Origin of the sequence: Roseivirga seohaensis subsp. aquiponti, from assembly GCF_001267955.1 — a bacterium.
GTDB lineage: Bacteria > Bacteroidota > Bacteroidia > Cytophagales > Cyclobacteriaceae > Roseivirga > Roseivirga seohaensis.
Genome location: NZ_JSVA01000018.1, coordinates 155,944 through 168,105 on the forward strand (window position 1 = coordinate 155,944; position 12,162 = coordinate 168,105).

The following is a 12,162-nucleotide window of genomic DNA, read 5'->3' on the forward strand; positions in this document are numbered from 1 at the left end:
AATTTTGGGAGGGTGGTATTGATTGAAATCTAAGCTTATGCGTTTCCTATTCCTGTCTGTTATTCTTTTGTGTTTGTTTTCATTTGAACCTATAAATGCTCAAAATGTGAGTTACATTGAAGAAATTCAAGCGTATCGAAAAGAGCAAAACGCAGAGTTTCTAAACCCAAGTAAATCGCCTTTGACAGCCCAAGAACGAAAGGAATTCAAGGGGCATGATTTTTTTTCTATTGATGAAGATTATAGGGTACAAGCTAGATTTGAACCTACTCCAGATTCAAAGCCATTTCCGCTAAATACTAGCAAAGGAACAACGCAGTTGTATAAGCGCATCGGAATTCTTCATTTCGAGTTAAAAGGTAAACCTTATACTTTAGAGGCTTACCTCCAAATTCAGAGGTTCACCATTCCAGGGCAAAAAACCTATGTATTTCTTCCTTTGATAGATGCAACTACTGGTGAAAGCACTTATGATGCTGGGCGTTATTTACACTATGAAGGTATTCCTGAAGGAACAGATTGGGTTATCGACTTTAATAAACTCTATAATCCATATTGCGCTTATAGCGATAAATACGAATGTCCGATGGTGCCCGAACCAAATCATTTACCCATTGCTGTGGAGGCTGGGGTAAAGGGGTATTAGTTCTCTACTGACTCGAACTCAGGGCAATCTAGCCTAATTTCTGTATCAATAAGTTCTTTTTGGAGGAATGTGCAAAAATGGTTGCTTTCTGTTTTGCTATAAAACTTACAACCAAAGCATGTTCTCTGAACACTCAAAACACCATTTTTATTAAGTTGAAATATCAGTTTAGTTAGCGTAGCGTAAAGCGTGTTGAGGTTCTGTTCTTCTTGATGACTTAGAATTCTTTCTAACGGTTGAGAATAACTGTCCAAGGCTTGAATAAGTGCCTGCCCATCTGCCGAAAGAAGCAAGGTATAGCTTCGGCTATCAACAGATGACGGTTCTTTTTCAATATAGCCCTTACTGCTTAGGGCTTTGACGGCATCGCTGATGGTCGGTTTTGTTAGGTTGAACTCTTTGGCTAAATGGCTTACGTTGCTAAGCTCTGATTTGTGATGTGCAACAAAAAGTAGCACCTGAATTTGAATAGGGCTTAGCCCATACAGTTTGGCCTTGTCCCATAGTAAAGTCTTAAAAGCTTCTGAAATTCTTTCAAGGGCAATAACAATGTTATGGTTCAACTCTTTACTCATAGAAAGACTGGCATGGCAATTTATGTAACACCAACAAAGTTAGTCATCCTAATTAGTTGAGAAAGCTACTCATCACAATTTTCCATTTCTAAAATTGAAAAGCCTACAGTTTCTATTTCATGCTTTAAGGCATCTGTTGGGTACTCTATATGGCAAAAAGTACACTCCTTAGAAGTTAATTTTTCTGTGTCAAAAGACTTGGTGTCTAAATAAGCTTGTCCAAATTGAAATACTTTTTCAGCGTCTTGTAGAGTACTGTCAACAAGGATATCAAAGTGCATGGTCATTCCATCTGCACGTTTCACATAGGTGTCCCAAACTGCTATTTTCATTTGTATGTGTTTTATGATGAGTTAAATAAAGCTAGGAGTATTTTTAAATAAGGACTCCTAACTTTAAAGATCAAATTTTAGCCTTTAACATCGGCCATAGATGCTCCAAAATTGAGATGTAGAACATTGCCATTTGGAGTAAGTAAAGCTGGAACTGATTTAACTCCAGCTTTCTCAGCTTCGTCTATTCTGTTTTTGGCTTCACCTAAATGAACGATCTCTACTTGCGATTTCCCAATGAGATCGACAATGTCTTGCTCTGCGCTAATACATACAGGGCAGCCAGCGTGATAGAAAATTGATTTTGACATGGTTTGATAAAATTTTGTGAATGACAATATTGTCGGCTCAAATATAGTAAGGAATCCTAACTAATTAAATCATTCTCATTATTTTTATACACCAAGGCTTTGAAGCTACAGGCTTATAGTTTGTTTTTAAAGGCAGAAATTTTCTCTTCTAATTCAGTTTTTAATACTTCGTTCGAGATCTTCCCCTCAGAGAAATTTTGATTGAAAGAAGGGAGTGAAAAGGTTTCGATGATTTCGGCACCGCAGCGAGGTAAGAGGATTTTTCCCGAGCTCATGGCATTTCCAGCACCGTATCCGCCTGGGGAAGTGCTCATCAATAACATAGGTTTGTCTCCAAAAATATTAATGTCTATTCTGCTGCACCAATCAATGGTGTTTTTGAATACTGCTGTATAGTTTCTGTTGTGTTCTGCCAAAGAGCAAATAATAGCATCGGCTTGTTCCATTGCCGCTCTGAACTTATAAGTTGTGTCAGGATATCCTTTTTCTTTTTCTCGGTCTACCGAAAACATAGGCATTTCAAAATCATTAAGATCCAATAACATGATTTCAAAATCTTCGAAATACGTAAGTGCAAATTCTACTAATTGCTTATTGATGGATGTACTGCTATTACTGCCTGCAAACGCGACTATTTTCTTCATACTGTTTAAAGCTGTATTTAATGTGAGTTGTTTTGAAGCCTTAATTTTCTAGGGCTTTTTCTATTCTTCTGTCGGGAATAAACCAAGCAGCAGCAAGTAGAATGTAAATGGCGCAGCTTACTATAGGTTGAAAAAACGCAATAGCAACGGCAGTTGTATAAATGAGCATTGATAACTTGGTTTTGCGATCTTTTTGATACGCTTTACCCACTTTAGATTCGGTGCCCTCATTTTTTACCACTTTTTGCCCTAATATATACCAGGCTACACTAGCCATCAATAAAACAACGCCATAAAGCGCTACTGGTATTTCCGCAAAGTGATTTTGCCCCATCCAGCCTGTAGCGAAAGGGAGTAGAGATAGCCAAAACAACAGGTGGAGGTTTGCCCAGAGTACTTTTCCACTTACCCTTTCAACGGCTTGCCATAAATGATGGTGATTGTTCCAATAAATACCGATATAGACAAAACTGAGCACGTAAGTTAAGAATGTAGGCAATACGTGGTTTAAACTTTCTAAATCAGCGCCTTCTGGTACTTCCATTTCCAATACAAAAATGGTGATGATAATGGCCATTACGCCATCGCTAAAGGCTTCAAGTCGGTTGGTGGTCATATGCTTATAGTTTTCTGCTTTATATTGAGCAGAACAATATACACGCTTACTTTAACTTGTCCAGCATTTCGTTGGCAATGGGATCCGAATAAATGCCATAACTGTTCACTAAAATTCCTTTACGTTGATGGTCTTCCGATGAAATGGCATAAAGCACAGCTTGATCTGAGGGGTCTTCATCGACATCAAACCTAAAAGATTTATCAACTTGAAATTGATCATGGAGAATTTCATAATCGTCTTCCCCGCAAATCAGACAGTTGTATTTAAGGTTGAAATCTTCGGTATAGCCTTGTTTACGCAAAGCATTTATTCCTTCTGTTAATGTTTCGTAGGCTTCCATGTTTTAATCGTTTAATAAAGGTTTGCTTTACAATGATTAAAGTTACCACTCTATGAGCTTAAGCGCAATGGGGTTTATAGAGAATAAGATATTATTCTTTTTCCATTTGCGAACTGATAAAAGGAATTCTTGGAGAAAGGAAATAGCCTGTTAAACTGGCAAATAGAATGGGGATGAAATAACCAAAACCAGTGAGGGTAGCCAAAAGAATGGTGGTACTCATTGGTGTACGGGTAACACATGCGTTAATGGCAGCCATACAACTAATAATCGTCAAAGTAAGACTAAGGCCTGGAAACAACTGGTGTATAATGAGGCCCAATGTGGCTCCTACAAAGAATAAAGGAATAATGAATCCGCCTCTCCAACCTGAAGTCACAGTAACTGCTATAGCTATTATTTTAAACACTAAAATGGCTACTAATAATTTGAGTGAAAGGTTTTCCGTCAAGAGTAGATTGATTTCGTGATGCCCAAAATACCGGGTCAGAGGTAAATAGAAGGAGATAACCCCAAGTAAAAGTCCTCCGATTAAAGTTTTGATGTATATCGGTAATCTTCTTTTTTCAAAAAGTGATTTAAAGAATTTTGTGCAATAGATAAAGCCCCAACCCACCGCTGTAGCCACTATTGCAAAGAGTACTGCATAGGCGAAATCAAAAACACCTGAGTACTCATAAGCCGATAAATTCCAAGTGCTACCAAGTCCTAATTGAATTACCAAAGCAAAAACTACATAACTAAAGCAACTGGCCACCAAAGCTGGAATAATAGCCTTATAGTATTCAACCGCATGTTTGTGGTGGAGAATCTCTAATGAAAACAAACTTCCACCCAATGGCGCCCCAAATAGGGCTGTAAAACTCGAGGCCATTCCGGCAATACTGAGTGACCTAAGTTCTTCTCCCTTTAAACGAAACACCTTGCCAAGCCAACTGCCAGTAGAACCTGTTACTTGCACTAATGGTGCTTCTGGGCCAAGGCTTCCGCCAGAAGCGACACACAAAAGTGATGATAATATCATGGAGGGGTTATTCTTGGGGTCTAGCTTTCCTTTATTAAACCGAATATTGTTAACGATCAAATGAATTTCTCCAGGGTCGCCAATAAAATGAATGACTAAACCAGCTAATAAACCACAGGTGGCCATTACGGGAATTACCAACCAACCTTCAAAAAGTGAGATTTCATGGGTGAGGAACTCCAGCGTAATCCAGTATAATCCAGCAATCAAACCTCCTATAAGGCCAAGAAAAGCCCAGAGTAAGAAAGTACGGCTAAATACAAAAGGATTAAACCGAATAGGTTGATCCAGTATATTTAGATAAGTAACAAGCTTTCGTTTTCTCTTTAGTTTCACTTTTACCGCTCTATAAAGATGATGCTCGCAAATTAATTGGTTTAGTTTTCAATGAGGTCATTTGATTTTAGTTTTTCCCGTGATGTGTCAAAAATCTTAATTTTCAATAATTATTGAAAGTTAAATAAATTGTATTACATTTGAGCATGCATTACGATGAAGGAAAAGAGAAATTTATTCAAGCTTGGGGTACTCTGGGATCTGCTTGGGGAATAAACAAAGCCATGGGGCAAATTCATGCTTTATTATTAATTTCTGAAGAAGCGCTTTCTACAGAAGAGGTTATGGAACAACTTCAAATTTCTAGAGGGAATGCCAATATGAATATCAGGGCCTTGATGGATTGGGGGATTGTGTCTAAAGCATATAAGCCAGGAGAACGTAAAGAGTATTTCACTACAGGTAAGGATGTGCTAGAGCTAGCACGCCAAGTGTCTAGAGAGCGTAGAAGACGCGAGATTGAGCCAGTGATGCGTGTGTTGGAAGAAATGCAGCAAGTAGAAGGAGATACCTCTGAGGTTGCCCATTTCAAAACTGTGACCAAAGACTTGGAAGGTTTTACCAAGCAAATGGATGGCGCGCTAGATAAGTTTATACGCTCAGATAAGAACTGGTTCTTTCAGGTTTTGATGAGGTTAATGAAATGAGGAACTCAGAACTTGTAGTTATTATACTTGATATAATGTTCTTGTTTATGGTAGGACTCTTGATTGATGGTTATTTTTTGAAGACAGGCGAAAGTGGTCTTAACAATTCCATTCTTGGGCTAATGTTTTTGACAGGCTTTAGCATTATGATGGTTGCCTACTCTGTTTATCTTTCCTTAAAATGGGAGCTTAAACCTGAGTGGTTTAAAAGGAATATGAAGATCTATTGGGTTACTACTTTAACCTATCTTATAGCTTTCTTTGTACCAATTTGGCTATCTGATGTTGTTTACATCATTGTAATAGGCATTATAATAGGTATGATTCAATTGGTTAATATCAATTGGTATACCTTCAAACGATAAAAAAATTTAACCAATATCTTTCATAAATTATTGAAACTATGAAAAATATAAAATTCTATAACATTTGGAAAGATCGAAGTTTTCGTGTTTCCATAATCTTAAGCTTTGTTTTTTTAACGGTTGGCTTTGCCTTTCTTCACTTTGGTTGGGCAGTTTATGGTTGGGCTATTTTTGTGTTTTTTCCTATTGTATTAGGAGCAGCAATTGGGGTTCTTCCTAATAGAAAAACATCCATACCTGGCTTTATAATCACCTTCATTGTATTTCTGTTTAGTCTAATCTTCTTTGGTCTAGAAGGAGTTCTGTGTGTAGTAATGTGTTTACCAATTTTAGCACCTTTCTTTTTTCTTGGAGCTATTATTAGCCATTTGATAAAACGGTTTAAGGAAATTAAAGGTGAGGTCAATTTACGAGTTACTGTTATTCCGCTAGTTCTTTTCCTCTTGGCTGTTCCAATTGAAAACTCACTAAGCGATAACAAAAGGGAAGTGATAGAAGTAAGTACCGAGATCATTTTGCCCTATACGCCCAATCAGGTTTTCGATGCCATTAAGTCTGTCGATACACTTATTGCTGAAAAACCATTTTTAATGAAGCTCGATTTACCAGTGCCTCATAAATGTATTCTGGAAAAGGAAGAAGTGGGAGCCTTGCGCATTTGCTATTTCGAAGGAGGTAGAATTATAGAAAGAGTTACGGAATTCAAAAGGGGAGAAGTCTTAAGAATGGATGTGATTGATTATGAACTTACTGGGAGAAACTGGTTGGGTTTCGAAGAGGCCATTTATCTTTTTGAGCAAATAGGGCTTGACAGCTGCAAGATGACCAGAATTACAACTTACACATCGGAACTCTACCCAAGGGTTTACTGGGAGCCTTTGGAGAGAATAGGAATTCAGCAAGAACATGAGTTCGTGTTTTCTAATCTCGAAAGAGACTTGAGTAATCTTCAAAATACAATGAACAGTGATTTCTAATATTAAACAGAGCATTATGAAAAGGATCGTAATTACTGGAGGAACAGGTTTTTTGGGAATTAGCCTAGCCAAATTTTTAAAAGAGAAAGGATTTCAGCCAATTTTAGTAGCCCGCCATAAACCTGATTTAGACTTTGACTTTGTGCAATGGGATGGTGTTACTCTCGGTGATTGGTGTGAAGTTTTAGAAGGTGCAAGTGCCATTGTAAACTTAGCAGGCAGGTCTGTTGATTGCATTAAAACACCCGACCATTGTGACGAAATATTACGCTCACGTGTAGACTCTACAAAAGTGATTGGTGAGGCATTAAAATCGGTCAAGAATCCTCCAAAGGTTTGGGTTCAAATGTCTACTGCTCACATCTATGGAGATTCTGTTTCTCAAGTTTGCGATGAAAACTCTTCAACAGGTTATGGTTTGGCACCATTTGTTGGGAAGGCTTGGGAGAAAACGTTTTTAACTGCTTTACCTAATAACACAAGAGGTGTCAGGTTACGGACAAGCTTTGTGATTGGGCGAAACGGAGGTGCTTTAACCAGCTTGAAAAGTATCGTCAACCTTGGTTTAGGGGGCAAAGTTGGAAACGGAAAACAAGGGATGAGCTGGATTCACGAGTTTGATTTGAACAACCTGATATACGAGGTAATTACAAATGACAAATACAATGGTTTTTACATTGCAAGCGCTCCAAACCCAGTATCAAATCAGAAGTTCATGAAAGAGTTGAGAAAGAAAATGAATCCCTTCATTGGACTTTCATTGCCTCCATTCATGATAAAATTTGGAGCCAAATACATTTTTAAAACTGACCCTGAGTTGGCGATTTATGGTAGGTATGTGAAGTCGAGGAGATTGAAAGATGAAGGATTTGCTTTTAAATACCCTGACTTGAGTCAGGCACTTGAAAACTTATTTAGCAGCGAAGAAAATTAAGGCTATGGGACAGTATAAAGTATATTTTTCAATCTCAATCATTATAGGTGTTTTGGCAATTTATAATGCGTCATTGTTTTTATTTTACTCTGATTACGAGGGTTTACTGTACCTAATGCTATTACAATTGCCTTTGGGTCTTATGCAGTTGACATCAGCTTTACACTATGTTACAAGTCTTAAAACCTATCCGAATTGGTTTCAAAACTTTATAAGCACCTATTGGTGGCATATCTTCGCTTATTTCGTTGGGTTATATATATTGTTTAGGTTTTTTGAATATGAAAATTTAGTAATACAAATCTGGCTTTTTGCAGTGCCTTGGCCTATCGTTATATTTCAGTTTTGCTACGTTTACAGATTATTTCGATACGAATCGAAAAATGATTTTCAGTAATAAAAAAAGCGTCCCCCAATCCTAAAATCGAAGAACGCCTGATGTGATTATTGTAAAACGGATTATTGTATGTTACAACTGCCGTTAAAATCTGAGGCGTCAAAAATAGTTTTGGCGCTACCTTTTAAATTGCCTTGTACTACCTCGATGGTGAGCTGGTTACTTCCAGAACGTTTGGGAGAACAGTATTCTAATAAATAGTAACTGTTTGCTTTACCGTTTATTAAATCACCTATCTCTTTGAATTTATCTAGTAACTCGCCAATGTTTACGGCAGAAACAAAGCTTGTTTTTCCTATCTCTTTTAAAACAGGCTCGTCAATTTCGCCACCAAGTCCAATGGTGTAGAACGAAATAGAAGGGTCTGCTTTTCTCACAGCTTCTAAGGCTTGGCCTTTGGTAGATCGGTTGGCTTGGTCGGTTCCGTCAGTAAAAATCACTACCGAATTCGACCCAAATTTATCTAACTCTTGCGACTGACCGAGTCGTTGTGTTGCAATACCTACACTTTGAATCACAGCACCATACAGGTTGGTAGAATTGTCGGAACTCATTGAGGCGTTAATATTGTCAATGGCATTTTTCAAAGTGGTTGTATTAGAAGTGATGGGCTGTAGCTGCTTAATGTTCTGAGAACCATCAAACCACCATATCTCTACTTTTACGGCTCCTGCAGAAACTTCACCTTCAGAAGGTACTACTTCATCAATAAAGCTTTTTGCTGCCGACTTAAGGGGAGCCAAATTCTGACTACTTAATATACTTCCACTCAAATCGAGCAAGAGCATAATGTTGTAGTCTAAAACTTTTTCGTTCGGTTGTATTTTTCGAACTGCCTCAAATTCTGAAATCAAACTTCCATTTTCATAAATATTAAAGTCGGATTCTTTTAAACCTGCCTTTCCTTTTCCTGCGCCATCTTGTACTTTGAAAAATACAGATACATTGGAAGGTAAGTTGGTAAACTGATTTTCAATAGTTACTTGAAGTTGTGGAGTGGTGTCGTTGTCTCCGCTACAACTTTGTATAAGCATAAATATAAGTGCAGTCATTAAAACTGCCGTAAAACGTATTTGAGTCATGTTGTCTCTAGGTTGGTACTTCACACTCAACCATGAAACTTATGTCAATATTGTGTGGTTAACAGCATAATTGATTTAATTTTGAACTTTAATAAAACCACGCAATATGAGAGTTACAACTACGTTCAAGGATGATTATGAATTTCAGTCGGTTAACGAAGAGGGCAATGTTTTAGATATTGACATGTATTCTGCCGACAAGAAAAAACACATGTCGCCTACCCAATTGTTGTTATCAGGTTTAGCAGCTTGCGCTTCGGTTGACTTGGTTCAAATGTTGAAAAAACGTAAGAAAACAGTAAATGGCCTTACTGTAGTTGCCGATGGTACCCGTAGAGATGAGCACCCGAGAGCATTCACTCATATTACCCTCACTTTTACAGTTGATTCTCCTGACGTGACTGAGGAAGAGTTTGAAAAAATGGGTCATTTAGCCGCAACAAAATATTGCTCTGTTGCCGGTACCTTAAACTCAGAAGTAGATCACAAGTTTATAGTGAACAGAGCCTAATTATTCCTGTGAGAGTTGTAAAGGAAATACCCAATAGCAAATGTAAAATCACCGTTTTTTCATGGAATGGAAAATTCCTCATTAAATTGGAAAACGGTGGTTTTGAACAAACCTTTAAGGTAAGCGAGCTTGATGTACTCGAGCAAGAACTTGATGAAATACTAAACGAAACTTTTATTTCAGAAGCCATCGAGCGATTTGATGATATGGCAAAATCGCTTCGTAAAGCCATTCCGTAAAGCGGAACTGTTATTTTTTTGGATGGTATTGTGTAAGTAGTTCTGTATTTTTGTTATTCTTGTTCTTGAACATTTGCTTTTGCTAAACATTACATGATTTATCTTCTACTCTTTTTAGCCATAATTTTAGCACTTGTTCTAGCCTATCTTTTATTTCGAACCAAAAAGAAGACGGCTCTATTGGTTCAAGAATTAAATGAATTAAAAGAGAAGTATGATGAGAATCAATTTCAGCTCGACTTTTTCTTAGACCACACTTCTGACTTTCTTTTTAAATTCGACACCGATGGAATAGTTACCTATTCATCCATGAACGTGGTGAGAGTAATGGGGCGAAATCCTAATATAAGACTCGCCCATTATAGCACTAGTTATACCGATAACCCCATAAATGCTAAAGCGCGTGAGAGGATTGATGGATTTCTTGCGGGAAAATACGATTCTGTACCCCCTTATTTTGTAGAGGTTAACGATTCTAAGGGCGACCCTCATATGTTGGAGGTGTTTCATAAGCCTATATATAATGATCAAGGAGAATTGGTTTCTGTAACAGGAATTGCCAAAAACATTACTGGTATTTACAATGCAGAATTAGAAATCAAGAAGTTTGAAAAAGAACAGATGTTGATTTTGGATGCGATTCCTGACACCATGTTCACTTTTGATAAACGAGGTTTCTTCTTGAATTATCATGCTAAAAATGAGATGGGAGTAATCCTTTCAGCTGAAAAGAGAATAGGAGATAATATAGTCGATATTTTTCCTGAAAGTATAATTTCATTGATGACTGCGGGCTTAAAGAAAGCACTTGAAACCGATCAAATGCAAACGGTTGAGTTCAAACTATTGGTAAATAAGAAAGATCATTTTTGTGAGGGCAGGTTTATTAAACTTACCGAAGATAGGATTCTTTTGATGATGCGTGATATCACCGCACAAAAGCAACTGGAAGAAGGTTTGAAATTGGCCAAAGAAGCTGCTGAAAACGCGAATCAGGCTAAGAGTACATTTCTGGCAACCATGAGTCATGAAATAAGAACACCAATGAATGGTGTAATTGGTATGACAAACCTTTTGAATGAAACCTTGCTCAATCCTGAACAGAGAGATTATGTGGAAACTATAAAGGTAAGTGGTGAAACATTGCTTCGAATTCTAAACGATATTCTTGATTATTCTAGAATTGAATCGGGGAAAGTTACTTTAGAAGATTCAGTTTTTGGATTGAAAAGGGTTGTGGAGGAATCTTTAAACCTTGTGGCTTATGAGGCCAAAGGTAAGAAAGTAGGTTTGAATCTAATTATAGATGAAAATGTGCCAGAGTTTTTCTTTGCTGATAGAAATAGACTAGGGCAAATACTTGTTAATTTACTCTCAAACGCAGTAAAGTTTACAGAAAGAGGCTTTGTCTCGGTTAGAATATCTTTGATTGAAATAAAGGGAGACACAGCCAATATAGAGTTCAAAATTCAAGATACCGGCATAGGTGTTGCAAAAGAGGAAATCAAAAACCTCTTTAAAGAATTTACCCAAGTAGAGTCTTCTAATTCCAGACGATTTGGAGGCAGCGGTTTAGGTTTAGCTATCGTTAAGAATTTACTAAAATTATATAACGGAAAGGTTTCTGTTCAAAGTGAGCTTGGCGTTGGTTCCTTATTCAGTTTTAACGTGCATTTAAAACTAGCTGTAGAAGAATTGGTAGAAGGAGAAATAAATAAAACAGCCAGGTCGAGTCGTTATGAACTTAGTAAGCTAGCAGGGGTTCTTTCTGGTAAATACCCGCTCAAGATCCTTTTAGCCGAAGATAATAAGATCAATAGCAAACTCATATGCCTCATATTAGAGCGTATGGGGTATATACCAACCTTAGCAAAAACAGGATTAGAAGCCCTGTCAAAAATGCAAGAAGAGACCTATGATGTGATTTTAATGGATGTTCAAATGCCAGTGATGGATGGGTTAGACGCCACAAAACAAATTAAAGCACTCAACTTAGACACACCTCCCTATATCATCGGTATTTCAGCCAGTGCTTTCGATGAAGATGTTCAAAAAGCCCTTGAAAGCGGCATGGATGATTATCTGATAAAGCCTGTCAAGTTTGATGCTCTGCGCGAAAAACTTATCGAAGTAGGGCAGAGGCGTTTTCCTTTTGTGTCTTGAGTTTCGTTCATAGCTTTACA

At 37.5% G+C, this 12,162-nt stretch carries 16 protein-coding genes; 8 read left to right on the forward strand and 8 right to left on the reverse strand.

From position 1 onward, the window contains the following. Positions 1-106 precede the first annotated feature (106 nt). Positions 107-646, forward strand: coding sequence for a DUF1684 domain-containing protein (locus OB69_RS15720; RefSeq protein WP_221404888.1), 540 nt, complete (start codon positions 107-109; stop codon positions 644-646). Here OB69_RS15720 and OB69_RS15725 read toward each other — a convergent pair. The 7 genes from OB69_RS15725 to OB69_RS15755 form a co-directional block, all read right to left on the reverse strand. Beyond that, positions 643-1,221, reverse strand: a complete 579-nt coding sequence (locus OB69_RS15725) for a MarR family winged helix-turn-helix transcriptional regulator (RefSeq protein ID WP_053224703.1) — start codon at positions 1,219-1,221, stop codon at positions 643-645. The two genes, OB69_RS15720 and OB69_RS15725, sit on opposite strands and share 4 nt — an antisense overlap. Positions 1,222-1,286: 65 nt before the next feature. Beyond that, complete coding sequence (locus OB69_RS15730; RefSeq protein ID WP_053224704.1) at positions 1,287-1,553, reverse strand: DUF2024 family protein; 267 nt, start codon at positions 1,551-1,553, stop codon at positions 1,287-1,289. A 77-nt stretch (positions 1,554-1,630) separates the two neighbouring features. After that, entirely contained in the window at positions 1,631-1,864 is a 234-nt protein-coding gene (locus tag OB69_RS15735) for a thioredoxin (RefSeq protein WP_053224705.1), read from the reverse strand. A 113-nt stretch (positions 1,865-1,977) separates the two neighbouring features. Beyond that, the gene (locus OB69_RS15740) at positions 1,978-2,508 is read right to left on the reverse strand and encodes an NADPH-dependent FMN reductase (protein WP_053224706.1); all 531 of its coding nucleotides are present in this window, start codon (positions 2,506-2,508) and stop codon (positions 1,978-1,980) included. Positions 2,509-2,548: 40 nt separating this feature from the next. After that, complete coding sequence (locus OB69_RS15745) at positions 2,549-3,124, reverse strand: TMEM175 family protein (protein ID WP_053224707.1); 576 nt, start codon at positions 3,122-3,124, stop codon at positions 2,549-2,551. 46 nt (positions 3,125-3,170) lie between these two features. Next, positions 3,171-3,467, reverse strand: a complete 297-nt coding sequence (locus OB69_RS15750; protein ID WP_053224708.1) for a hypothetical protein — start codon at positions 3,465-3,467, stop codon at positions 3,171-3,173. A 91-nt stretch (positions 3,468-3,558) separates the two neighbouring features. Then, positions 3,559-4,827, reverse strand: coding sequence for a chloride channel protein (locus OB69_RS15755; RefSeq protein WP_053224709.1), 1,269 nt, complete (start codon positions 4,825-4,827; stop codon positions 3,559-3,561). A gap of 146 nt (positions 4,828-4,973) precedes the next feature. On the opposite strand from OB69_RS15755, the gene OB69_RS15760 reads away from it, so the two are divergent. From OB69_RS15760 to OB69_RS15775, 4 genes are read left to right on the forward strand one after another with little or no spacing between them, the layout of a single operon-like run. Beyond that, positions 4,974-5,474: a GbsR/MarR family transcriptional regulator gene (locus tag OB69_RS15760; protein ID WP_053224710.1), complete on the forward strand. Its 501-nt coding sequence runs from the start codon at positions 4,974-4,976 to the stop codon at positions 5,472-5,474. Next, positions 5,471-5,839, forward strand: coding sequence for a hypothetical protein (locus tag OB69_RS15765; protein WP_053224711.1), 369 nt, complete (start codon positions 5,471-5,473; stop codon positions 5,837-5,839). The genes OB69_RS15760 and OB69_RS15765 overlap by 4 nt, the downstream gene beginning before the upstream one ends. Before the next feature lie 38 nt (positions 5,840-5,877). Beyond that, a complete protein-coding gene (locus OB69_RS15770) occupies positions 5,878-6,816 on the forward strand; it encodes an SRPBCC family protein (protein WP_053224712.1) in 939 nt (312 codons plus the stop codon). Between the two features lie 16 nt (positions 6,817-6,832). Further along, positions 6,833-7,750 carry a TIGR01777 family oxidoreductase gene (locus OB69_RS15775; protein WP_053224808.1) on the forward strand — a complete coding sequence of 306 codons (918 nt, stop codon included), beginning with the start codon at positions 6,833-6,835 and terminating at the stop codon, positions 7,748-7,750. A gap of 459 nt (positions 7,751-8,209) precedes the next feature. On the opposite strand, the gene OB69_RS15785 is transcribed toward OB69_RS15775, so the two are convergent. Then, entirely contained in the window at positions 8,210-9,181 is a 972-nt protein-coding gene (locus OB69_RS15785; RefSeq protein WP_053224714.1) for a VWA domain-containing protein, read from the reverse strand. A 154-nt stretch (positions 9,182-9,335) separates the two neighbouring features. On the opposite strand from OB69_RS15785, the gene OB69_RS15790 reads away from it, so the two are divergent. The 3 genes from OB69_RS15790 to OB69_RS15800 all read left to right on the forward strand — a co-directional run bounded on the left by OB69_RS15790 (position 9,336) and on the right by OB69_RS15800 (position 12,142). Next, entirely contained in the window at positions 9,336-9,740 is a 405-nt protein-coding gene (locus tag OB69_RS15790; RefSeq protein WP_053224715.1) for an OsmC family protein, read from the forward strand. A gap of 8 nt (positions 9,741-9,748) precedes the next feature. Then, positions 9,749-9,979: a hypothetical protein gene (locus OB69_RS15795; RefSeq protein ID WP_053224716.1), complete on the forward strand. Its 231-nt coding sequence runs from the start codon at positions 9,749-9,751 to the stop codon at positions 9,977-9,979. A 93-nt stretch (positions 9,980-10,072) separates the two neighbouring features. Beyond that, positions 10,073-12,142, forward strand: a complete 2,070-nt coding sequence (locus OB69_RS15800) for a PAS domain-containing hybrid sensor histidine kinase/response regulator (protein WP_053224717.1) — start codon at positions 10,073-10,075, stop codon at positions 12,140-12,142. The last annotated feature ends 20 nt before the right edge of the window (positions 12,143-12,162 follow it).